The organism is Pantoea sp. GbtcB22, assembly GCF_019091025.1.
Classification (GTDB): Bacteria; Pseudomonadota; Gammaproteobacteria; order Enterobacterales; family Enterobacteriaceae; genus Pantoea; species Pantoea leporis.
In genome coordinates this window covers 211,194-232,808 of the sequence record NZ_JAGXKB010000004.1, presented here as the reverse complement: position 1 = coordinate 232,808, position 21,615 = coordinate 211,194, and the positions used below count along the sequence as shown (strand labels likewise).

At 56.4% G+C, this 21,615-nt stretch carries 21 protein-coding genes; 12 read left to right on the top strand and 9 right to left on the bottom strand.

The genetic code is table 11. The annotated features are described in order from the left end of the window. Positions 1 to 24 precede the first annotated feature (24 nt). Positions 25 to 1,056, bottom strand: coding sequence for a 16S rRNA (guanine(1207)-N(2))-methyltransferase RsmC (rsmC, locus tag KVT28_RS15370; protein ID WP_101762187.1), 1,032 nt, complete (start codon positions 1,054 to 1,056; stop codon positions 25 to 27). Positions 1,057 to 1,162: 106 nt separating this feature from the next. Here rsmC and KVT28_RS15365 point away from each other — a divergent pair, with 106 nt between their 5' ends. From KVT28_RS15365 to yjjJ, 4 genes are all read left to right on the top strand, one after another. Next, entirely contained in the window at positions 1,163 to 1,573 is a 411-nt protein-coding gene (locus KVT28_RS15365; RefSeq protein WP_101762186.1) for a DNA polymerase III subunit psi, read from the top strand. Next, a complete protein-coding gene (gene rimI, locus KVT28_RS15360) occupies positions 1,545 to 1,985 on the top strand; it encodes a ribosomal protein S18-alanine N-acetyltransferase (RefSeq protein ID WP_110867480.1) in 441 nt (146 codons plus the stop codon). Before KVT28_RS15365 ends, rimI begins: the two co-directional genes overlap by 29 nt. A gap of 8 nt (positions 1,986 to 1,993) precedes the next feature. After that, complete coding sequence (gene yjjG / locus KVT28_RS15355; RefSeq protein ID WP_217549158.1) at positions 1,994 to 2,677, top strand: pyrimidine 5'-nucleotidase; 684 nt, start codon at positions 1,994 to 1,996, stop codon at positions 2,675 to 2,677. A gap of 122 nt (positions 2,678 to 2,799) precedes the next feature. Further along, positions 2,800 to 4,122, top strand: coding sequence for a type II toxin-antitoxin system HipA family toxin YjjJ (gene yjjJ / locus KVT28_RS15350; protein ID WP_217549156.1), 1,323 nt, complete (start codon positions 2,800 to 2,802; stop codon positions 4,120 to 4,122). Here yjjJ and KVT28_RS15345 read toward each other — a convergent pair. Continuing rightward, complete coding sequence (locus tag KVT28_RS15345) at positions 4,119 to 4,799, bottom strand: YtjB family periplasmic protein (protein WP_101762182.1); 681 nt, start codon at positions 4,797 to 4,799, stop codon at positions 4,119 to 4,121. The genes yjjJ and KVT28_RS15345 overlap by 4 nt on opposite strands. A gap of 107 nt (positions 4,800 to 4,906) precedes the next feature. Between KVT28_RS15345 and serB the strand changes: the two genes are divergently transcribed. From serB to nadR, 3 genes are all read left to right on the top strand, one after another. Beyond that, a complete protein-coding gene (serB, locus tag KVT28_RS15340; RefSeq protein ID WP_217549154.1) occupies positions 4,907 to 5,884 on the top strand; it encodes a phosphoserine phosphatase in 978 nt (325 codons plus the stop codon). Between the two features lie 13 nt (positions 5,885 to 5,897). Further along, a complete protein-coding gene (gene radA / locus KVT28_RS15335; protein ID WP_007886867.1) occupies positions 5,898 to 7,283 on the top strand; it encodes a DNA repair protein RadA in 1,386 nt (461 codons plus the stop codon). A gap of 105 nt (positions 7,284 to 7,388) precedes the next feature. Then, the gene (gene nadR / locus KVT28_RS15330; RefSeq protein ID WP_110867484.1) at positions 7,389 to 8,615 is read left to right on the top strand and encodes a multifunctional transcriptional regulator/nicotinamide-nucleotide adenylyltransferase/ribosylnicotinamide kinase NadR; all 1,227 of its coding nucleotides are present in this window, start codon (positions 7,389 to 7,391) and stop codon (positions 8,613 to 8,615) included. A gap of 50 nt (positions 8,616 to 8,665) precedes the next feature. Here the strand turns inward: nadR and ettA are convergent, their stop codons facing one another. Together ettA and deoR are read right to left on the bottom strand one after the other, a co-directional pair. Then, entirely contained in the window at positions 8,666 to 10,333 is a 1,668-nt protein-coding gene (ettA, locus tag KVT28_RS15325) for an energy-dependent translational throttle protein EttA (protein WP_008101764.1), read from the bottom strand. A gap of 232 nt (positions 10,334 to 10,565) precedes the next feature. Further along, the gene (deoR, locus tag KVT28_RS15320) at positions 10,566 to 11,336 is read right to left on the bottom strand and encodes a DNA-binding transcriptional repressor DeoR (RefSeq protein ID WP_101762370.1); all 771 of its coding nucleotides are present in this window, start codon (positions 11,334 to 11,336) and stop codon (positions 10,566 to 10,568) included. A gap of 360 nt (positions 11,337 to 11,696) precedes the next feature. Between deoR and rbsK the strand changes: the two genes are divergently transcribed. The 5 genes from rbsK to KVT28_RS15295 all read left to right on the top strand — a co-directional run bounded on the left by rbsK (position 11,697) and on the right by KVT28_RS15295 (position 15,923). Further along, entirely contained in the window at positions 11,697 to 12,614 is a 918-nt protein-coding gene (gene rbsK / locus KVT28_RS15315; protein WP_217549152.1) for a ribokinase, read from the top strand. A 9-nt stretch (positions 12,615 to 12,623) separates the two neighbouring features. Beyond that, complete coding sequence (gene fucP, locus KVT28_RS15310) at positions 12,624 to 13,949, top strand: L-fucose:H+ symporter permease (protein ID WP_217549150.1); 1,326 nt, start codon at positions 12,624 to 12,626, stop codon at positions 13,947 to 13,949. Continuing rightward, positions 13,946 to 14,959 (top strand): aldose 1-epimerase family protein, encoded by a 1,014-nt coding sequence (locus KVT28_RS15305; RefSeq protein WP_217549147.1) that lies wholly within the window; start codon positions 13,946 to 13,948, stop codon positions 14,957 to 14,959. The genes fucP and KVT28_RS15305 overlap by 4 nt, the downstream gene beginning before the upstream one ends. 198 nt (positions 14,960 to 15,157) lie before the next feature. After that, complete coding sequence (locus tag KVT28_RS15300; RefSeq protein WP_101762176.1) at positions 15,158 to 15,544, top strand: polymorphic toxin type 44 domain-containing protein; 387 nt, start codon at positions 15,158 to 15,160, stop codon at positions 15,542 to 15,544. After that, the gene (locus KVT28_RS15295; RefSeq protein ID WP_146001293.1) at positions 15,522 to 15,923 is read left to right on the top strand and encodes a hypothetical protein; all 402 of its coding nucleotides are present in this window, start codon (positions 15,522 to 15,524) and stop codon (positions 15,921 to 15,923) included. Before KVT28_RS15300 ends, KVT28_RS15295 begins: the two co-directional genes overlap by 23 nt. An 85-nt stretch (positions 15,924 to 16,008) precedes the next feature. Here KVT28_RS15295 and urtE read toward each other — a convergent pair whose 3' ends face one another. The 5 genes from urtE to urtA all read right to left on the bottom strand — a co-directional run bounded on the left by urtE (position 16,009) and on the right by urtA (position 21,588). Next, positions 16,009 to 16,707, bottom strand: coding sequence for an urea ABC transporter ATP-binding subunit UrtE (urtE, locus tag KVT28_RS15290; RefSeq protein WP_217549145.1), 699 nt, complete (start codon positions 16,705 to 16,707; stop codon positions 16,009 to 16,011). 1 nt (position 16,708) lies between these two features. Then, the gene (gene urtD, locus KVT28_RS15285; RefSeq protein ID WP_101762173.1) at positions 16,709 to 17,500 is read right to left on the bottom strand and encodes an urea ABC transporter ATP-binding protein UrtD; all 792 of its coding nucleotides are present in this window, start codon (positions 17,498 to 17,500) and stop codon (positions 16,709 to 16,711) included. Continuing rightward, entirely contained in the window at positions 17,493 to 18,569 is a 1,077-nt protein-coding gene (urtC, locus tag KVT28_RS15280) for an urea ABC transporter permease subunit UrtC (protein ID WP_101762172.1), read from the bottom strand. The genes urtD and urtC overlap by 8 nt, the downstream gene beginning before the upstream one ends. Continuing rightward, positions 18,569 to 20,134 carry an urea ABC transporter permease subunit UrtB gene (gene urtB, locus KVT28_RS15275; protein WP_101762171.1) on the bottom strand — a complete coding sequence of 522 codons (1,566 nt, stop codon included), beginning with the start codon at positions 20,132 to 20,134 and terminating at the stop codon, positions 18,569 to 18,571. The genes urtC and urtB overlap by 1 nt, the downstream gene beginning before the upstream one ends. A 185-nt stretch (positions 20,135 to 20,319) precedes the next feature. After that, complete coding sequence (gene urtA / locus KVT28_RS15270) at positions 20,320 to 21,588, bottom strand: urea ABC transporter substrate-binding protein (protein WP_110867492.1); 1,269 nt, start codon at positions 21,586 to 21,588, stop codon at positions 20,320 to 20,322. Positions 21,589 to 21,615: the final 27 nt, after the last annotated feature.

Here is a 21,615-nt window from a genome sequence, read left to right as displayed (position 1 = left end):
AACGTTTCTGCCGCCGCGCTGCTGTTAACGCGTTTTGGCACCGCGACCATATACGGCGCGATAGACTTTGAAGCGTCCGGTTTGCGCCAGCACTTCGTGATTGCCAAAGGTTTCATCCAGAATCTGTGGATACGGCAGGAAGGCGTTAGCCACGATACGCAGTTCGCCGCCGCTGTTCAGATGCTTAAGCGCACCGCGAATCAGCGTGTTAGCCGCTTCAAGGCTGGTTTGCAGGCCATCGTGGAACGGCGGGTTGGAGATGATCATATCGAAACGGCCGGTAACGTCAGAGAAAACGTTACTGGCAAACACTTCACCTTCCAGTTCATTGGCGGCCAGCGTAGCTTTACTCGCTTCAATCGCAGCAGCATGCACATCACACAGCCACAGACGCACGCGCGGCGACACTTTCGCCATCACAGTTGCCAGCACGCCGCTGCCACAACCGATATCCAGCACTTTGCCACGGAAATGCGGCGTCAGCGTGGAGAGCAGCAGATCGCTGCCGATATCCAGACCATCACGGCTGAACACGCCCGGCAAGGTATGGATGGTGAGATCCTCGAGCTGATAAGTATGGCCGTAGCTGCTGGCATCAAAGGTTGGCTGCTTATCGAGACGACCGTGATACAGGCCACAACGACGCGCGCTATCAACTTTCTCCAGCGTCGCCCACGCTTCCAGCATGCCTTCGGCGCTGCGCACGCCGCTGCGGTTTTCACCCACCACGAAGATATCGCAGCCTACCGGCAGCAGAGAGAGCAGGTTTTGCAGCTGGTACTGCGCTTCGGGTTTGTTCTTCGACCAGTAATAAACCAGCGTATCGCAGCCTTCAACATCGGCCGCGGTTGCAACCATGCTGTAAACCGCACGTTCACCAAGGCGATGGCTAAGGTTCTGCCAGTGATGATATTGCTGGGTATGCACGCGGCTCGACGCGGTTTCTAGCTGGGCGGGCAGGTCATCCTGCAGGTCGCCAGCAAATAAAACGTTGCGGGCAGTAAATTCATCACTGTGGCGCAGAATCACTTCGCTGGCCGGGGTAAAAGCAGACATGGAACGCTCCTGTTAAATCAGAGCCGCGATTATAGTGCTTTGTTGGCGCATGTTCGATGGGTTTGCTAGCATAGCGTCGCATTCTGGCAGCATAACGGGTAATAGCATGAGCACAAGGCGCGACTGGCTTCTACAGCAAATGGGGATTACGCAGTATCAGCTGCGGCGTCCGCGCGTGCTGCAAGGGGAAATTGCCGTCACGCTTTTGCCCGACACGCGTTTGGTTTTGGTGGCCGAACAGGCACCCACGCTACAAGAACCGCTGATTCGCGACGTGCTGCGCGCGCTGAACATTCAACCCGCGCAGGTCATGGCGTTAACGCCAGACCAGCTGCAAATGCTGCCGGAGCAGGTCGATTGCGCCGGTTGGCTGCTGGGCGTTGAGAGCGAACATCCCTTTAACGGCATTACCTTCAACACCGCCGTTTTCAATGAACTGATCAGCAGCGGCGCAGCAAAACGCGCCCTGTGGCAACAGATGTGTAACCATGACAGCCATCTCTTTAGTCACCCCTGAAGACCAGCCGCAGCTGCTGGCGATCGAGCGCCGCGCACATGCTTTTCCGTGGAGCGAGCAGACGTTTAGCAGCAATCAAGGCGAACGTTTCGTTAATATCCGCATTGAAGTTGAAGGTAAGCTGGCCGGATTCGCCATCACCCAAGTGGTGCTGGATGAAGCGTCGCTGTTCAATATTGCGGTGGATCCCGACTTCCAGCGCCGCGGCCTGGCGCGCCAGCTGTTGCAGCATCTGATTGCTGAGCTCGAGCAGCGCGACGTCATGACGCTATGGCTGGAAGTGCGCGCCTCAAATACGCCGGCGATTGCGTTGTATGAGCAGCTGGATTTCCATCAGGTGAGCGTACGCCCCAACTATTATCCCACTGCCAGCGGACGAGAAGATGCCATCATTATGGCGCTAACGCTTTAAGGAGCACCATGCTAAACGATTGGGACTGCATCCTGTTTGATGCAGACGAAACGCTTTTCCATTTCGATGCTTATGCCGGTTTGCAGCGCATGTTTGCCCGCTATGACGTGCAATTTTCTACGCAGGATTACACCGATTATCAGGCGATCAACAAGCCGCTGTGGGTCGATTACCAGAACGGCAGCATTTCCGCACTGCAGCTGCAAACGCGCCGCTTCACCTTGTGGGGCGAAAAGCTGAGCGTCGCACCCGAAGTACTCAACAGCGATTTCCTCAGCGCAATGGCCGATATCTGCCTGCCGCTGGAAGGCGCAGCCCACCTGTTATCAACGCTGAAAGGCAAAGTGAAAATCGCCATCATCACTAACGGTTTTACTGCGTTACAGCAGGCGCGACTTGAGCGTACCGGATTCCTCGATGTGTTTGATGCGCTGGTGATTTCTGAAGAAGTTGGCGTACCGAAACCTGACGTGGCGATTTTTGATCACACGCTGGCCTTGCTGGGCAACCCGGATCGCAGCCGCGTGCTGATGGTCGGCGATACGCCAGAATCAGATATTCTCGGCGGCATGAATGCCGGCCTGAAGACCTGCTGGATCGATCACGGTACGCGTCCGTTACCCGATCACATCACGCCAACCTGGCAGGTGAAAACGCTGGCCGAGCTGGAAACGATTCTGACGGAAGGTTAAAAGTATCTATTCATCGTTACCATCGTGATGATGCTGAGAAGCCCGCTGTGCGGGCTTTTTTTTATGTTATTATCTATGCATGAATCTATTCATCAATCTATTCATCAGGTAAGGTGGCGGCAATGGCTGAGCTACAAAGTTTGCTGCTGGAAGGACCGCTTAGCGCGGCGGATCTGCTGGCTCGATTGCATATCAGCCAGGCCACGCTTTCACGCCAACTGCGTCAGCAGCCGCAGATTATCAAATGGGGCAAAGCGCGCGCGACGCGTTATGCGTTGCTGCGGCCCATCCGGGGTGAAAGCCGCTTCCCGCTGTATCGTATTTCTGCTGAAGGTCAGGCATCGCCCGCTGGCATCCTTTTGCCAACCTGGCCGCAGGGCAGTTGTCTGCATCTGGACCAGCACGATCAAGGCCGCTTTTATGACGGCTTACCGTGGTTCCTGCAGGAGATGCGTCCGCAAGGTTTTCTGGGCCGACAATGGGGCCGTGAATACGCGCCACAGCTCGGGCTGACGGATGATATTCGTCTCTGGAGTGATGAGCAGTGCCTGATGGCGCTGGCAAGCGGCGGCATCGATATGCCGGGCGCTTTTATTGTTGGCGACATGACATACCAGCGTTGGCTGCAACAGCCCGCACCGCAAGCCATCAGCGAGGCGCAAAAAATCGCGCGTTATCCGCTGATGGCACAACAGGCGCTGAGCGGCGATGAACCGGGCTCATCGGCTGGCGGCGAACAACCGAAATTCCTGTGCTATGCCGCAACGGCGAATGGCGATCGTCATTGTCTGGTGAAATTTACCGTCGCCCGTCAAAGTGATAATGCTGAGCGCTGGCGTGATTTGTTACGCGCGGAGCATCTGGCGTTGCAACATTTACTGACGGCGGGATTGCCTGCCGCACATAGCCAGCTGATTGATAGTGAAGGACAATTGTTCCTCGAAGTGCAGCGTTTTGATCGCATTCATCAACGTGGTCGACGCTGCATGAGTTCATTAGAAGCGGTAAGCGCAGAGTTTATCGGCCATCAACAACACTGGCCGGATGCGCTGCGTGAGTTGCAGCGTCAGCAACGTGTTGATGCGGTAGCGGTTGAACGCGGGACTTTGCAGTGGGCGTTTGGACGACTGATTGCCAATAGCGACATGCACGCGGGCAATCTGTCTTTCTTTACTGATGAAGAACGTTTCAGCCTGACACCGGCTTACGACATGCTGCCGATGGCGCTGGCGCCCAATTCTCAGGGGCACATGCGCGATGAAGTCAAACTGACGCTGGATTTCGCGCTGCCAGGCGCCGTGTGGCGCGCTGCCAGCGCTATGGCGAAAATCTACTGGCAAGCGATTGCAGAGGATGCTGAGTTTAGCGCGAACTTCCGCAGCATTGCCGGGCAGGCATTACAGCAACTGGAAGCGATGGAAGTAACAATGCATAAAATGGCTTAACGCTCTTTTTCAGTCTCTGTGGTTGCCGCCGCCGCCTCTTCTTGCTCTTTCTCTTTATCCTCTTTCACCGTGCGGCTCGCCGTTAGCAGGAACGGCGATTGCTGCCAGCGGGTGCGGCGGTCGCGCAGCAGGGTGCGCGTCAGGATAATGCCGATGGCCAGCGCCAGTAACATCATCAGGCGCAGGATGTTGGTGGTGTTATCCACCTGACGTGATTCCGTCACCAGCACGTGAGTATCCAGCGTGACGCGCAGGAAACCTTGCGGGCCATCTTTGCCTTCCAGCGGCTGCACAATTTGATGGTTGAAGTAGCTACCAGCGCGTTTGCCATCCAGCGACAGCCGATCGCGCACATTAATGCTTTCGCCGCTGTGCGCCACCAGGCTGCCATCATCGGCGTAGACGGAAGCATCAAGAATGCGGCTGTTGTCGGTCATCTGATTGAGGATGGCGGCAATCTGCGTGCGGTTATCGTCGCTGTTATCCATCAACGGTTTAAGGCTAAACGCCACCTGTTTGGTCAACGTGCGCGCCAGTTCTTCCACTTGTTCAGAGCGAGCCATTTGATGGCCGAGGCTAAACCAGGATGCGCCTTGCATCAGAACCACTAACAGAGCCAGCGAGATAAGAACAATCACCGTGCGATGCAGGCGAAATTTCAGTGCGGTTTTAACCATCAGAAACCCGTGTGATGTAACAGCAGAAAGGCTGGCAATTATGTTGCCAGAACCCGCGCAGACAAGGTAGCCTCTTGCGTGGTTTTGTTGTCCCTACAGGAGCTGTAATGCCAAATCGTCTTACCTGGTGCGATCTGCCCGCCGATGTTTCACTTTGGCCGGGTTTACCCCTTTCCCTCAGCGGTGATGAAGTGATGCCGCTGGATTACCGTGCTGGTCGGACTGGCTGGTTGCTGTATGGGCGCGGGCTCGATAAACAAAAACTCACCGATTATCAGCATAAGCTGGGGGCGGCGATGGTGATCGTCAGCGCCTGGAATGTCGATGAGTATCAGGTGATACGTCTGGCAGGCTCGCTGACGCCGCGCGCCAGCAAACTGGCGCATGAAGCCGGTTTTGATGTGGCACCGCTCGGCAAAATCCCGCATCTGAAAACGCCAGGTTTGCTGGTGATGGACATGGATTCCACCGCGATCCAGATTGAGTGCATCGATGAGATCGCCAAACTGGCGGGCTGCGGCGAGCAGGTGGCGGAAGTCACCGAGCGCGCGATGCGCGGCGAGCTGGATTTCAAAGCCAGCCTGCGCGAGCGCGTCGGCACCCTGGCGGGCGCCGATGCCAATATCCTGATGCAAGTGCGCGATGCGCTGCCGCTGATGCCAGGCTTAACCACGCTGGTGCAGAAGCTGCAGGCGCTGGGCTGGCAGGTGGCGATCGCCTCGGGCGGCTTTACCTTCTACGCCGACTATTTGCGCCATACGCTGCATTTAGCCGCGGCGGTGGCCAACGAGCTGGAAATTCGCGACGGCAAGCTAACCGGCCAGGTGCTGGGACAAATTGTCGACGCCCAATTTAAAGCCGATACCCTGAACGATCTGGCACAGCGCTTTGAAATTGCGCCGGAACAAACCGTGGCGATTGGTGATGGTGCCAACGATCTGCCGATGATTAAAACCGCGGCGCTGGGTATCGCCTATCATGCTAAACCTAAAGTGAATGAGCAGACGGAAATCATCATCCGACATGCTGACCTGATGGGTGTGTTCTGCATCCTGACCGGCAGCCTGATTCACGAAGAGCGTTAACTGAGGATTTGATTTGGCCAAAGCGGCAAAACGCGCCTTCGTTTGTAACGAATGCGGCGCTGATTATCCGCGCTGGCAGGGGCAATGCAGCGCCTGCCATGCGTGGAACACCATCACCGAGGTGCGCATTGCCGCCTCGCCTGCGGCGGCGCGTAATGAGCGCCTGAGCGGTTATGCCGGCGGCAACGCGGGCGTTAGCCGCGTGCAGAAGCTGTCGGAGATCAGCCTCGAAGCCCTGCCGCGTTTCTCAACCAGTTTCAAAGAGTTCGATCGCGTATTGGGCGGCGGCGTGGTGCCGGGCAGCGCCATCTTAATTGGTGGTAATCCGGGTGCCGGTAAATCGACGCTGCTGCTGCAGGTGATGTGCAAGCTGGCAGAAGGGATGAAAACCCTGTATGTCACCGGCGAAGAGTCACTGCAACAGGTGGCGATGCGCGCCCATCGTCTGGGATTACCGACCGAAAATCTCAATATGTTGTCGGAAACCAGCATCGAGCAGATCTGCCTGATCGCCGAGCAGGAGCAGCCGAAATTGATGGTGATCGACTCGATTCAGGTAATGCACATGGCGGAGATCCAATCCTCGCCGGGCAGCGTAGCGCAGGTGCGTGAAACGGCCGCCTACCTGACACGCTTCGCCAAAACGCGCGGCGTGGCGATCATCATGGTCGGTCACGTCACCAAAGACGGTTCGCTGGCCGGCCCGAAAGTGCTGGAACACTGTATCGACTGTTCGGTGATGCTGGATGGCGACGCTGATTCCCGTTTCCGCACCTTACGCAGCCATAAAAACCGCTTTGGCGCGGTGAATGAGCTCGGCGTATTCGCCATGACCGAACAAGGTATGCGCGAAGTCAGCAATCCATCGGCCATCTTCCTGTCACGCGGTGATGAGATCACCTCGGGCAGTTCGGTGATGGTGCTATGGGAAGGTACGCGTCCGCTGCTGGTCGAGATTCAGGCGCTGGTGGACCATTCGATGATGGGCAACCCACGCCGCGTCGCGGTGGGTCTGGAGCAGAATCGCCTGGCAATCCTGTTAGCGGTACTGCATCGCCACGGCGGCTTGCAGATGGCGGATCAGGATGTGTTCGTTAACGTGGTCGGCGGCGTAAAAGTCACCGAAACCAGCGTCGATTTGGCGCTGCTGATGGCGATGGTATCGAGCTTCCGCGATCGTCCGCTACCGCAGGATCTGGTGATCTTTGGTGAAGTGGGCCTTGCCGGTGAAATTCGCCCGGTGCCAAGCGGCCAGGAGCGCATTTCCGAAGCGGCGAAACACGGCTTTAAGCGCGCCATCGTCCCGGCCGGTAATGCACCGAAGAAACCGGTCGAAGGGATGAAGGTGTACAGCGCAAAGAAGCTGGCGGATGCGTTAGCGATTCTGGATGAGTTGTAAGTTTTACCGGTCGGCATGAATGCCGACCCTACGTTTGTAGGGTGCGCATTTATGCGCACCGTCTTAAAGGCCGCACCGCCCTTTATTCCACGCAGGAGGCACTAAATGTCATCGTTTGACTACCTGAAAACAGCCATTCGCCAGCAAGGCCACACGCTGCAGCAGGTTGCCGACGCCAGCGGAATGACCAAAGGCTACTTAAGCCAGCTGCTCAACGCCAAAATTAAAAGCCCGAGCGCGCAGAAGCTGGAAGCGCTGCACCGTTTTCTTGGCCTGGAATTTCCGCGCCGCGATAAAACCGTTGGCGTGGTGTTCGGGAAATTTTATCCGCTGCATACCGGCCACATCTATTTAATCCAGCGCGCCTGCAGTCAGGTGGATGAGCTGCATATCATCATGGGCCACGACGAGCCGCGCGATCGTGAACTGTTTGAAAACAGCGCCATGTCGCAGCAGCCGACCATCAGCGATCGACTACGCTGGTTGCTGCAAACCTTCAAATACCAGAAAAATATCCGCATCCATTCGTTTGATGAAGAGGGCATTGAACCTTATCCGCACGGCTGGGATGTGTGGAGCGGCGGCGTCAAAACCTTTTTGGCTGAGCAGGGCATTGAGCCGAATTGTATCTACACCAGTGAAGAACCGGATGCCGCGATGTATGAGCAGCACCTCGGCATTCCGGCGGTGGTGATCGATCCCAATCGATCCTTTATGAACATTAGCGGCGGCCAGATTCGTCAGGATCCGTTCCGCTACTGGGAATACATCCCGACCGAAGTGAAGCCGTTCTTCGTGCGCACCGTGGCGGTGCTGGGCGGCGAGTCGAGCGGCAAATCAACGCTGGTGAACAAGCTGGCGAACATCTTCAACACCACCAGCGCATGGGAATATGGCCGCGATTATGTCTTCTCGCACCTCGGTGGCGACGAGATGGCGCTGCAATATTCCGACTACGACAAAATTGCGCTCGGCCAGGCGCAGTACATCGACTTCGCCGTGAAGTACGCCAGTAAAGTCGCCTTTATCGATACCGATTTCATCACCACGCAGGCGTTTTGCCTCAAGTACGAAGGACGCGAGCACCCGTTTGTGCAGGCGTTGATTGATGAGTACCGTTTCGACCTGGTAATTTTGCTGGAAAACAACGTGCCATGGGTGGCGGATGGATTGCGCAGCCTCGGCAGCTCAATGGATCGCCGCGAATTCCAGACCATGCTGATCACCATGCTGCGTGAAAACAATATCGAGTTTGTTCACGTTAAAGAAGATGACTACGACACACGCTTCCTGCGCTGCGTCGAGTTGGTGAAGCAGATGCTGGGCAGTTGATTCAGCCATAAAAAAAGGCGCCTAATGGCGCCTTTTTCACAGCAACAGGCTTACTTCGTCATACGCTTGTACTTGATACGCTTCGGCTCGAGCGCATCGGCGCCGAGGGTGCGTTTCTTGTACTCTTCGTACTCGGTAAAGTTACCTTCGAAGAACTCCACCTTGCCTTCATCCTGATAATCGATGATGTGGGTGGCGATACGGTCGAGGAACCAACGGTCATGCGAGATCACCATGGCACAGCCTGGGAATTCCAGCAGGGCGTTTTCCAGCGCGCGCAGAGTTTCGATGTCGAGGTCGTTGGTTGGTTCATCAAGCAGCAGCAGGTTGCCGCCGACTTGCAGCAGCTTGGCGAGGTGCAGACGACCGCGCTCACCCCCTGACAGCTCACCCACGCGTTTGCCCTGATCGGTGCCTTTGAAGTTGAAGCGACCAACGTAAGCACGGCTTGGCATCTCGGTGTTGCCAACGCGCATAATGTCCTGACCGCCAGACACTTCTTCAAACACGGTTTTGGAATTGTCCATCGCGTCACGGAACTGATCAACCGACGCCAGCTTGACGGTTTCGCCCAGCTCGATGGTGCCGGAATCCGGTTGCTCCTGACCTGACATCATGCGGAACAGCGTAGATTTACCCGCGCCGTTCGGACCGATGATGCCGACAATCGCGCCCTTCGGTACGGAAAAGGTCAAATCGTCGATCAGCACGCGATCGCCATACGATTTCTTCAGGTTGGTCACTTCCAGCACTTTGTCGCCGAGGCGTGCGCCAGGTGGAATGAAGAGTTCGTTGGTTTCGTTACGCTTCTGGTAATCGGTGTTGTTCAACTCTTCAAAGCGTGCCAGACGGGCTTTGCCCTTCGACTGACGGCCTTTCGCGCCTTGACGCACCCACTCCAGCTCTTTCTCGATAGATTTGCGACGCGCCGCTTCAGAAGAAGCTTCCTGCGCCAGACGCTGATCTTTTTGCTCCAGCCAGGAAGAGTAGTTACCTTCCCACGGAATACCTTCACCGCGGTCCAGTTCCAGAATCCAGCCAGCCACGTTATCCAGGAAGTAACGGTCATGCGTGATCGCCACAACGGTGCCTTCGAAGTCGTGCAGGAAGCGCTCGAGCCACGCCACGGATTCGGCATCCAGGTGGTTGGTCGGTTCATCGAGCAGCAGCATGTCTGGCTTTTCCAGCAGCAGACGGCACAGCGCAACGCGGCGGCGCTCACCACCGGAAAGGGTAGCGATTTTGGCGTCCCAGTCTGGCAGACGCATCGCGTCGGCGGCACGGTTCAGCTGGGTATCGAGGTTGTGACCATCGTGCGCCTGGATCACTTCTTCCAGACGGCCCTGTTCAGCGGCCAGCTTGTCGAAATCCGCATCGGGATCGGCATACAGCGCATACACTTCGTCGAGGCGCTTCAGCGCGCCCACCACTTCTGAAACCGCTTCTTCAACGGATTCACGCACGGTGTGCTCCGGGTTCAACTGCGGTTCCTGCGGCAGATAACCCACATTGATGCCCGGCTGTGGGCGTGCTTCCCCTTCGATATCGGTATCGATACCGGCCATGATGCGCAGCAGCGTCGATTTACCCGAGCCGTTCAGGCCGAGTACACCGATTTTTGCTCCAGGGAAGAAGCTAAGAGAAATATTCTTCAGGATGTGACGCTTCGGCGGAACGACCTTGCCGACGCGATGCATGCTATAGACGAATTGAGCCACGTTGTATTGAGCCTTTTGGTCTGTGAGTTATGAACTTTAGGTACAGAAGTTTAGCTGTTTTCACCCTTTATTCATACCCGTCATACTTCGCGCTGCAGGTGCGTTGGCTGCGTGTGTCCACCCCAGTCACATACTAATGTATGCTCCTGGGGATGAACCCACTTGCCGCCTTCCTGCAACACGAAGTATTTAGGGTCTGGTTTTGTTTCCCGGTAATAGAAACAGAGGAATTCTAAGCTTTAGGCAATCGCAGCGGAATATTCTGTTGTGCCAGCCAGCTCTTCAGCGCCGGTTCGGGTGCGCTATCGCTGACCAGCAAATCAAAACGGCGCAATTCACCGATACGCGCGGGCAGCACTTTGCCAAATTTACTGCTGTCCGCCACTAGCACGCGCTGACGTGCGCGCAGCATCGCGTGGTGCTTCATCGCCAGCTCGTTAATGTTGTAGCAGGTGGCGCCCTGTTCCTGATCGATACCTGCCGCTGAAATAAACGCCAGCGTCGGGCAGAGATCGTCGAGGATCGAGTGCGCGCCAATCGGCGTGAACAGCGCGTTATCGGCGTGGAACTCACCGCCGCTCAGGATCACGTTGCAGGCCGGTTTCTCTTTCAACGCCAGGAAAGTGTTCATCGCGCAGCAGATGGCGGTGAACGGCAAGGTGTCAGGAATCGCATCTACGATGTACGGCAGCGTGGTGCCGCAATCAAAAAATACCGTGTCATTTTCACTGATCAGATCCGCAGCAGCCTGCGCCAGGCGCTGTTTGCGTGCGGCGTTTTGACCGTGCTGATCGGAGATAAAGTAGTGTCCGGCGTGGCTTTTCGGATCGCTGACGATATAGCCGCCCAGCAGCACCACGGTTGAAGCCGGTTCGGTGAGATCGCGGCGAATGGTCATTTCCGACACACCCAGCAGCTGCGCCGCGTCTTTCAGGTGCAGTTTATCGGTGCGTTTCAGCGCCTGAGCCAACTTGTGAATACGTTCGTCGCGCCGGGTTTCCATGATCATCTCTGCGTAATTAATCCTGAAGTCGAAGTGGCCTGGTCAAAAATCACGATAAATCTCACATATTTTAATGATTTGCGACGTATCCAGCAGGCCAGTTTTCAATCTTACCTGTAATGAGATCGGCCCGCAAACCTCATGCAATGCCGCCAACGTGTTGCTCTCAAGCCGCTTCGCTCTGATTCTCAATGTTGTTCCATTGTTAGAATAATAACATTCATTTCTACGAATGAAGGGCTGTTTATCGGCTTTTCATCAGGATGTCGAGGTGTGAAATTTATCACATAATTAACTTTATTAACCTGATATTGTTATTTTAATAACATTATAAAGCTAAAAATTCACCGGGAGAAAACAATGGATATTGCGGTTATTGGGTCAAATATGGTGGACCTCATTACCTATACCAATCAGCTGCCTAAAGCGGGCGAAACGCTGGAAGCACCCGATTTTGCCATCGGCTGCGGGGGTAAAGGTGCCAATCAGGCTGTGGCAGCAGCGAAGATGGGCGGCAGCGTGATGATGGTGAGTAAAGTCGGCGACGATCTGTTCGCGCCGAATACCGTGGCCAATCTGCAGCAGCAAGGCGTTGATACCCGCTTCGTCACCACCGCGCCAGGCACCTCCAGCGGCGTGGCACCTATCTTCGTCGACGATGAGTCGCAGAACCGCATTCTGATTATTAAAGGTGCCAACCAACAGTTGAAGCCAGCCGATATCGATGCCGCCGCTGACGCGTTGAAAAGCTGCCAGTTGATCATCCTGCAGCTGGAGATCCCGCTGGAGACCGTTTATTACGCCATTGATTTTGCCCGTCAGCATGACATCAAAGTGATCCTCAATCCGGCACCGGCGGTGGCGGATCTCAATATCGACTACGCCTGCAAATGCGACTTTTTCATGCCGAATGAAACCGAGCTGGAGATCCTCACCGGCATGCCGGTCACCACGGATGAAGAGGTGAAGCTGGCGGGGCAATCGCTGCTCAAACGCGGGCTGAAAAACCTGATCATCACGCTGGGCGGGCGCGGTTCGCTGTGGATGTCTGGCGACAGCGTGTACCAGGTTGCCCCCACCGCGGTAAAAGCGGTGGATACCAGCGGCGCGGGCGATGCCTTTATCGGCTGCTTCGCCCACGAGTTGGTGAAAAGCGGCGATATCCCGGCCGCGATGGCACAAGCCTCGGCTTATGCCGCCTGCAGCGTGACCGGTCGCGGCACGCAGCGCTCCTATCCCGACGCGGAAACCTTCCAGCGTTTTCTCAACGTTCACTGAGGTCGAGTTATGCAACCGAACATTGTTCAGCAATCTGATGGCTATCTGAATAAAACGCCGCTGTTCCAGTTCATTTTGCTCTCGTGCCTGTTCCCGTTGTGGGGCTGTGCGGCGAGTCTGAACGACATCCTGATCACCCAGTTCAAAAGCGTGTTCGCGTTAAGCGATTTCGCCAGCGCGCTGGTGCAGAGCGCGTTCTATGGCGGCTACTTCCTGATCGCTATTCCGGCCTCGCTGGTGATCCGCAAAGCCACCTATAAACTGGCGATTTTATTGGGACTGGCGCTGTATATCTTGGGCTGCGTGCTGTTCTATCCCGCGTCGCACATGGCAACCTACACCATGTTCCTGGCGGCGATTTTCGCCATCGCCATCGGTTTGAGCTTCCTCGAAACCGCCGCCAACACCTACAGCTCGATGATTGGTCATCGCGATCACGCCACGCTGCGCCTGAATATCAGCCAGACCTTCTATCCGGTGGGCGCACTGATGGGCATCGTGCTGGGCAAATATCTGGTGTTTCAGGAGGGCGACAGTCTGGAAAGTCAGCTGGCCGGCATGAATGCGGAACAGGCGCATGCGTTCCGTCTCACCATGCTGGAGCATACGCTGGAACCCTACAAATATCTGGTGATGGTGCTGGTGGTAGTGATGCTGCTGTTCCTTTTCACCCGCTATCCGCGCTGCAAACCGGAAAGCAGTGAAAAATCGTTGCCGTCGCTCGGCGAGACTTTCCGCTACCTGGCGGCGAATCGTCACTTCAAACGCGGGATTCTGGCGCAGTTCTTGTATGTCGGCATGCAGGTGGCGGTATGGTCGTTCACCATTCGTCAGGCGCTGACGCTCGGCGCGGTCAATGAGCGCCATGCCTCTAACTTTATGATTTACAGCTTCATCGGCTTCTTTATCGGTAAATTTATCGCCAACGTCCTGATGACGCGCTTCCGTGCGGAAAAAGTGTTGATTGCCTACTCGCTGCTGGGTGTTCTGGCGCTGGCGTATGTGATGTTTGTGCCGAACTTTACCGCCGTGTATGCCGCCATCCTGGTCAGTGCGCTGTTTGGTCCGTGCTGGGCGACGATCTACGCTGGAACGCTGGCGACCGTCGATAACAAATACACCGAAGTGGCGGGCGCGTTTATCGTGATGTCGATTGTCGGTGCTGCCTTTATTCCTGCGATTCAGGGCTTCGTCTCCGATCATCTGGGATCGATGCAGCTGGCGTTCGGCGTTTCGCTGCTGTGCTTCGCCTGGGTGGGTTACTTCTTCTGGGGCGAGCTGCGTCATAAAAAACAGGCAGAAGCAGCCGGTCGTTTAGTTGAGGAGATGCCATGAAAACCCGTTTACCGTTACGTCGTGAGCAGTTTCATGAAACGCCAGCCACGCTGCTGCGCAACGAGACGTTCCACGTCGAGCTGTTTCGCTATCCCGCAGGCGTGGAAGCGGTACGCATCAGCAATCCACGCGGCACGGTGATCGTACTGCCGTTTTACGGTCAGATGGTGTGGGACGCCAACTTTGACGGCCATTCGCTGACCATGAGCCACAGCTTTAAGCAGCCGCTGCCCGGCAGTTCGATCATTGATACCTACGGCTGTTTCGCTTTCCACTCCGGGCTGCTGGCCAACGGCTGTCCGGCAGAGGATGACGATCATCCGCTGCATGGCGAAATGGCCTGCGCGCGCATGGACAGCGCATGGCTCGTGCTGGAGGACGATCGCCTGTCGCTGGAGGGCGAAACCGAGTATGTGAAGGGCTTTGGCCATCACTATCTTGCCGCACCGGCGGTGCGCCTTGAGGCCAATGCTGCGCGCCTGCACATTGAGATGAACGTCACTAACCTGGCAGGCGCGCTGATGCCGCTGCAGTATATGTGTCATCTGAACAGCGCCTGGCTGGATCAAGGGCGTTTCCAGCAGTCGATTCCGACCGATGCGTTCCAGCTGCGCAGTTCGATCCCGGCGCACGTCAAACCTACCCCGCAGTGGCGCGCATACACCGATCAACTGGCGCGCGATCCGCAGGCGTTTCAGCAGCTGGATCAGCCGCAGATGTGCGATCCGGAGATCGTGTTTTTCGCCGACGATCTCCAGCAGTACGGTGATGAGATGCAGTTCGAGCTGCACTCACCGCAAGGGTTTGCCCTGATGACGCGCTTCTCCAGCCAGCAATTCCCGCACGCCACGCGCTGGATGCTGCATAACCGCGATCAGCAGGTCGCCGCCTATGTGCTGCCGTCAACCTGCCGCCCGGAGGGTTTCAAAGCCGCACAGCGCGCCGGCACGCTGATTGAGCTGGCCCCCGGCGAACAGCGCCATTTCAGCGTTGAGACCGGGATTTTGTAATCAATGGCGGTCTTAGGATCGCCATTTTAAAATCAATATCAACAGCGGATGTTGATATTAAAAATCATTTAAAAAATATCAAATATACCCCTATCTCCCCTCGGTTAATTGCAATGACCTAATGATTTAGGTCAAATTATTAAATAAGAGGATGTGCATTATAGTTAACTGATTTAAATTTACGTTCAGGGAAGGATTATGGCATCTGTACCGATAGGACCTGGTGCATTAATTATTCAGAATAATATGCGTGAAGCCAGATGTAATGGTATGTCGAGAGGTATGGCGACACCGGAAACCTATTACTGGTTTTATCAAAAAGTACGCAATCGCGGCCCTTGGGATTACAAACAATTCGACTTCAATTGGGCTGCTTTTGGAAACTTCAATTTTGGCGCTTCAGGCAGAGCAGCTGGCATACCCGATGACATTTTGCTGATGGGCGCGGGATTTGCTCAAACACTCGCTGGCACATCAAAATCTCGCTGGGGAAAGTGGTATGATGTTCCTCCCTATGGAGATGATCCCACAGATCAACGCAATATACGCGAGGGAATTGAGTATGCTAAACAGCACGGTTATTAAGCGATTTCATTTGATACTGACTCTTCTTTTGCTGATTATTATTGGTTTTTTAGTCATCGGTAATGAAAGCTCACGCGATAATGATGTATTGAAGCGTAGTCAAAAAATTAATCAATCTTCCTGGCTATATATGACTGAATACAGTGCTGGCGGTGCCACTGTTCCTGTTATTTATCGATATTATTTAACCAGTGAGATTACCGGCAACGAAAAACAAGTTTTAAATAAACTTAAAACGTTGGAACCTCTCATTGAAGGTGTAGGAAGCATCCGCTCAATTAACATATCAGCTAATGGGCATATCACCTTTGGATGGAGTGGAAAAATTGTGTCAGTGAGCAGTAAAGTTCGCATGGCAGATTTTGAATTTGAAAATTAATTAAAATATTTAAAATGCTCGAAACGACGTGCCTTCTGCTTGTAGACGCGGCCGTTAGGCCGCCCATTTGAATTATCAAGCTCAACTAAATCGCTACTAATCCGCGTACGCCCTCGGCTTCCATGGCGGATCCGGCGCCGCGCTGCACGATCTCGCCGCGCGACATCACCAGATAGCTGTCGGCCAGTTCGGCGGCGAAATCATAAAACTGCTCGACCAGCAGGATCGCCATATCACCGCGCTGCGCCAACTGGCGGATCACCGCCCCGATCTCCTTGATCACCGACGGCTGAATCCCTTCGGTTGGCTCATCGAGGATCAATAGCTTTGGTGAACAGGCGAGGGCGCGGCCAATCGCTAATTGCTGCTGTTGTCCGCCCGACAGGTCGCCGCCGCGGCGCGCTTTCATCTCACGCAGCACCGGAAACAGTTGATAGATCTCCTCCGGCACCGCTTTGGCCTGTGCGCCAGAAAAACGCGCCAGCCCCATCAGCAGATTCTCTTCCACCGTCAGACGCGGGAAGATTTCGCGCCCCTGCGGCACATAAGCGATACCGGCCTGCACGCGCTGATGCGGCTTGCGGATGTTGATCACATTATCCTGCCAGCGAATTTCGCCGGATTTAGCCGGGATCAGCCCCATCAAACATTTCAGCAACGTGGTTTTACCCACGCCGTTACGTCCCAGCAGGCAGGTAATTTCACCCGGCTTCGCTTCAAACGACAGGCCGCGCAGAATGTGGCTGCCGCCGTAATATTGATTCAGTTCCGCGACTTGCAGCATGTTAACGCCCCAGATAAACGTCGATAACCCGATCGTCCGCCTGCACTTCGCGTAACGATCCCTCGGCCAAAACCTGGCCCTGATGCAGCACGGTGACGTGATCGGCAATGGTTTCAACAAAGCCCATGTCGTGCTCGACCACCATCAGCGAATGCTTCCCAGCGAGGCTGCGAAACAGCTCAGCGGTGTACTCGGTTTCGGCATCGGTCATGCCGGCTGCCGGTTCATCCAGCAGCAGCAGATGCGGGTCCTGTACCAGCAGCATGCCGATTTCCAGAAACTGCTTCTGACCGTGCGACAGCAAACCGGCTTTGCGCTGACGCTCGCCGCCCAATCGCAACAGTTTTAGCACCTCATCAATGCGATCCTGCTGCTCGCTGTTCAACCGCGCGCGCAGGCTGGCCCACACTGATTTGTCGTTTTTCAGCGCGATTTCCAGATTCTCAAACACCGTCAGCGCTTCGAATACCGTGGGTTTCTGGAACTTGCGCCCAATACCGGCGCGCGCGATCTCCACCGGCGACATTTTGCTGAGATCGGTATCCTGGTCGTAGATCACCTGGCCATTATCCGGCCGGGTTTTACCGGTGATCACATCCATCAGCGTGGTTTTTCCCGCGCCGTTGGGGCCGATCACACAGCGTAGTTCGCCCACGCCGATCTTCAGTGAGAGATCGGTGAGCGCGCGAAAGCCGTCGAACGACACGTTGATCTTCTCCAGCTGCAATACCGGATCGCTTTGTTCACGATAGCGATCCGAGGGATGAGGTTGGGTAAACAGTTGTTCAGTCATCACGCCTCCGGCGCAGCAGGCCAATCACGCCACGCGGCAGGAACAGCGTGACCAGGATAAACATCAGGCCAAGGAAAAACAGCCAATATTCCGGGAAGGCGACGGTGAACCAGCTTTTGGCTCCGTTAACGATGGCGGCACCAAGCAGCGGACCAATCAGCGTGCCGCGTCCGCCCAGCGCCACCCATATCGCCGCTTCAATCGAGTTGGTTGGCGACATTTCGCTGGGGTTGATAATGCCAACCTGCGGCACGTAGAGCGCGCCCGCCAGCCCGCACAGCACCGCCGACAGCGTCCAGACAAACAGCTTGAAACCTTTGGGATCGTATCCGATGAACATCAGGCGGTTCTCCGCATCGCGCACCGCGGTCAACACGCGGCCAAACTTGCTGCGTGCCAGCGCGAAGCCAATGCCGAGGCTGACCAGCAGCAGCAGCACCGTGGCGACAAACAGTCCAATACGCGTGTCGGTAGCGGTGACGTTAAAGCCGAGCAATGTGGTGAAGCCGGTAAAGCCGTTATTACCGCCGAAGCCGGTTTCGTTGCGGAAAAACAGCAGCATGCCAGCGTAGGTCAGCGCCTGCGTCATGATTGAGAAGTAAACGCCTTTGATTTTCGAGCGAAAGGCGAAGAAGCCAAACACCAGCGCCAGCAAACCCGGCACCAGCATGATCAGGCACAGCGCCCAGGCAAAATGTTGCGTGCCCGCCCAAAACCACGGCAGCTCACTCCATGAAAGAAAAGACATGAACGCAGGCAGGCCGTCGCCGGAAGCCTGGCGCATCAAATACATGCCCATCGCATAGCCGCCAAGCGCGAAGAACAGGCCGTGACCGAGCGACAGCAGCCCGGCGTAACCCCACACTAAATCGAGCGCCACCGCGACCACGGCGTAACAGAGAATCTTGCCGACCAGCGTTAGCGTGTAGGTGGAGATCGCCAGCGGATGGGTGGCGGGCAGCAGGGCGCAGAACGGCAGCGCCAGCAGCAGCGCAGCGATCACCACGCCGAGGCTGAGCGTCAGGCGTGGCGCTTTGCGCGCAATAGTTAACGTCATTGGCTGGCTCATCAGTCAATCACCCTCCCTTTGAAGGCAAACAGGCCCTGCGGACGTTTCTGGATAAACAGCACGATCAGCACGAGGATGAGGATTTTTCCCAGCACCGCGCCAATCTGCGGCTCCAGCACTTTGTTAAGAATGCCAAGACCAAAGGCCGCGACCACGGTGCCCGCCAGTTGGCCGACGCCACCCAGCACCACCACGAGGAAGGAGTCGATGATGTAGCCCTGACCGAGCTCCGGCCCGACGTTGCCGAGCTGCGACAGCGCCACGCCGCCGAGTCCGGCGATGCCAGAACCGAGGCCAAACGCCAGCATATCGATACGTCCGGTCGGCACGCCGCAGCAGTCGGCCATTGCGCGGTTTTGCGTCACGGCGCGCACGCTCAGGCCGAGACGGGTTTTATTCAGCAGTAGCCAGGTGAGGGCCAGCACGGCAAACACAAACAGGATCACCGCGATACGGTTGTACGGCAGCACCAGATTCGGTAACAGCTGCAGCCCGCCGGAGAGCCAGCCTGGGTTAGCCACTTCCAGGTTCTGCGCGCCAAACAGCATGCGCACCAGTTGAATCAGCATCAGGCTGATACCCCAGGTGGCGAGCAGCGTTTCTAGCGGACGTCCGTACAGATGGCGGATGATGGTGCGTTCCAGCAGCATGCCCATACCGGCGGTGACCAGAAAGGCCACCGGCAGCGCCAGCAGCGGATACCAGGCCAGCCACTGCGGTGCGAACTGCTGGAACAGGCTTTGCACAAACCAGGTAGCGTATGCACCCAGCATCAGCATTTCGCCGTGCGCCATGTTGATTACGCCCAGCAGGCCGTAGGTGATCGCCAGACCGAGCGCGGCCAGCAGCAGAATCGAACCGAGCGACAGGCCGGTAAACGCCTGACCGAGCAGATCGCCCCACATCAGGCGCTGTTTAATCTGCTTCAGGCTGGCGGCGGCGGCATCACGCACGCTGGTATCGGGTTCATTGCTGGCCTGGGTTAAGCGCGTGAGGCTGGCCTGCATGTTGGGATCGCTGGATTCGCCGAGCAGTTTGACAGCCTTCAGGCGCAGCGCGGCATCCGGGCTGGCGAGCTGCAGGTTGGCCGCTGCCATCAGCAGTACGTCGTGCACTTTCGCGTCTTTTTCCAGCGTCAGACGCTGCTCAATCAGCGGCAGCATATCGGCGACGCCATCATTTTGCAGTTGTTGTGCGGCACGTAAACGGATCGCGGCATCATCGCTCACCAGCTGATGGGCGGCGAGGGCGCTGGCGATCAATACGCGCAGGCGGTTGTTCATAAACAGCTTTTTGGTGTCGCCGTCGGGCTGTTGCGCGCTGTCGAGCGGCTGCAAGGCTTCACCTTGTTTGCTGAACGGCTGCTGTTTTTGGTCGATGACCACGGTTTCATTGCGCAGCGCCTGCAGCAGCGGCAAGCGACTGGCCTGCGGTGCGGCGGCCCACTGCTGGAGCAGCGTGGCTTGTTGCGCGCGGCTGGCGGCCGCGAAGTCTGCGCCATCGCCCGCCTGGGCGAGCCAGGGCAGCAGTAACAGCAGACAGCAGAGATAACGGCGGATTGTCATGGTTCTGGCCCTGATGGTGAGAAGTTGTTTTGGTTTGGATTGGTGTGGCTGTCCCCCTCCTCGGTCCTCCCCCATAAATGGGGGAGGAAGACGTTGCCCAATGCCAGCAATGAACATGCATGTGGCAGCGTCTCCTTCCCCCATTTATGGGGGAAGGCCGGGATGGGGGACAGCCAGCACAACCCCTACTGCGTTGATTTCACCGGATGGTCCGGCTTCTTATCATTACCCGCAATGTACGGGCTCCACGGCTGGGCGCGTACCGGTTGCTCGGTCTGCCACACCACGTTGAACTGACCGTTCTCTTCCACTTCACCAATCATCACTGGCTTATGCAGGTGATGGTTGGTTTTATCCATGGTCAGGGTGAAACCGTCCGGGGCTTTAAAGGTCTGTCCCGCCATCGCCGCGCGCACTTTATCCACATCGGTGGTGCCCGCTTTCTCTACCGCCTGCGCCCACATGTGCAGGCCAACGTAGGTCGCTTCCATCGGGTCGTTGGTCACCACGGTGTTGGCGTTCGGCAGGTTGTGCGCCTTAGCGTAGGCGCGGTAATCCGCGACGAACTTCTGGTTAGTTGGGTTATCCACCGACTCGAAGTAGTTCCACGCCGCTAGCTGACCGACCAGCGGTTTGGTATCAATGCCGCGCAACTCTTCCTCGCCGACCGAGAAGGCGATCACCGGGATATCCGTGGCTTTGATGCCCTGATTGGCCAGCTCTTTGTAGAACGGCACGTTGGAGTCGCCGTTGATGGTGGAGATCACCGCGGTTTTGCCACCGGCAGAGAACTTCTTAATGTTGGAGACGATGGTCTGATAATCGCTGTAACCAAATGGCGTATAGACCTCTTCGATGTCTTTATCCTGTACCCCTTTGGTGTGCAGGAAGGCGCGCAGAATCTTGTTGGTGGTGCGCGGATAAACGTAGTCGGTGCCCAGCAGGAAGAAGCGTTTCGCGCTGCCGCCATCTTCACTCATCAGGTATTCCACCGCCGGAATCGCCTGCTGGTTCGGCGCGGCGCCGGTGTAGAACACGTTCGGCGACATCTCTTCGCCTTCGTACTGCACCGGATAAAACAGCAGGCCGTTCAGCTCCTCAAACACCGGCAGCACCGATTTACGCGATACCGAGGTCCAGCAGCCAAACACCGCCGCCACTTTGTCCTGGGTCAGCAGCTGGCGCGCTTTCTCAGCGAACAGCGGCCAGTTGGAGGCCGGATCGACCACCACCGGTTCCAGCTTTTTGCCCAGCACGCCGCCTTTGGCGTTGATCTCATCGATAGTCATCAGCGCCACATCCTTCAGCGGCGTTTCGGAGATCGCCATGGTGCCGGAGAGCGAGGACATAATGCCCACCTTGATGGTGTCAGCAGCCTGCGCCGCAAAGGCAAAGCCCATGCTGGCCACAGAGGCAGAGAGCGCGAAAGCCTTGAGCAACGAACGTCTTTTCATCAGTAAACCCCTCACGATGTTTGTATT

Bases quoted from the DNA above. Each gene is read 5' to 3' on its own strand.
- urtC (WP_101762172.1), bottom strand. From the start codon at position 18,569: ATGAGCCAGCCAATGACGTTAACTATTGCGCGCAAAGCGCCACGCCTG.
- rsmC (WP_101762187.1), bottom strand. From the start codon at position 1,056: ATGTCTGCTTTTACCCCGGCCAGCGAAGTGATTCTGCGCCACAGTGAT.
- KVT28_RS15305 (WP_217549147.1), top strand. From the start codon at position 13,946: ATGAAAACCCGTTTACCGTTACGTCGTGAGCAGTTTCATGAAACGCCA.
- fucP (WP_217549150.1), top strand. From the start codon at position 12,624: ATGCAACCGAACATTGTTCAGCAATCTGATGGCTATCTGAATAAAACG.
- yjjJ (WP_217549156.1), top strand. From the start codon at position 2,800: ATGGCTGAGCTACAAAGTTTGCTGCTGGAAGGACCGCTTAGCGCGGCG.
- urtB (WP_101762171.1), bottom strand. From the start codon at position 20,134: ATGACAATCCGCCGTTATCTCTGCTGTCTGCTGTTACTGCTGCCCTGG.
- urtD (WP_101762173.1), bottom strand. From the start codon at position 17,500: ATGACTGAACAACTGTTTACCCAACCTCATCCCTCGGATCGCTATCGT.
- urtE (WP_217549145.1), bottom strand. From the start codon at position 16,707: ATGCTGCAAGTCGCGGAACTGAATCAATATTACGGCGGCAGCCACATT.
- serB (WP_217549154.1), top strand. From the start codon at position 4,907: ATGCCAAATCGTCTTACCTGGTGCGATCTGCCCGCCGATGTTTCACTT.
- KVT28_RS15345 (WP_101762182.1), bottom strand. From the start codon at position 4,799: ATGGTTAAAACCGCACTGAAATTTCGCCTGCATCGCACGGTGATTGTT.
- rbsK (WP_217549152.1), top strand. From the start codon at position 11,697: ATGGATATTGCGGTTATTGGGTCAAATATGGTGGACCTCATTACCTAT.
- KVT28_RS15300 (WP_101762176.1), top strand. From the start codon at position 15,158: ATGGCATCTGTACCGATAGGACCTGGTGCATTAATTATTCAGAATAAT.
- rimI (WP_110867480.1), top strand. From the start codon at position 1,545: ATGACAGCCATCTCTTTAGTCACCCCTGAAGACCAGCCGCAGCTGCTG.
- deoR (WP_101762370.1), bottom strand. From the start codon at position 11,336: ATGGAAACCCGGCGCGACGAACGTATTCACAAGTTGGCTCAGGCGCTG.
- nadR (WP_110867484.1), top strand. From the start codon at position 7,389: ATGTCATCGTTTGACTACCTGAAAACAGCCATTCGCCAGCAAGGCCAC.
- urtA (WP_110867492.1), bottom strand. From the start codon at position 21,588: ATGAAAAGACGTTCGTTGCTCAAGGCTTTCGCGCTCTCTGCCTCTGTG.
- KVT28_RS15365 (WP_101762186.1), top strand. From the start codon at position 1,163: ATGAGCACAAGGCGCGACTGGCTTCTACAGCAAATGGGGATTACGCAG.
- KVT28_RS15295 (WP_146001293.1), top strand. From the start codon at position 15,522: ATGCTAAACAGCACGGTTATTAAGCGATTTCATTTGATACTGACTCTT.
- yjjG (WP_217549158.1), top strand. From the start codon at position 1,994: ATGCTAAACGATTGGGACTGCATCCTGTTTGATGCAGACGAAACGCTT.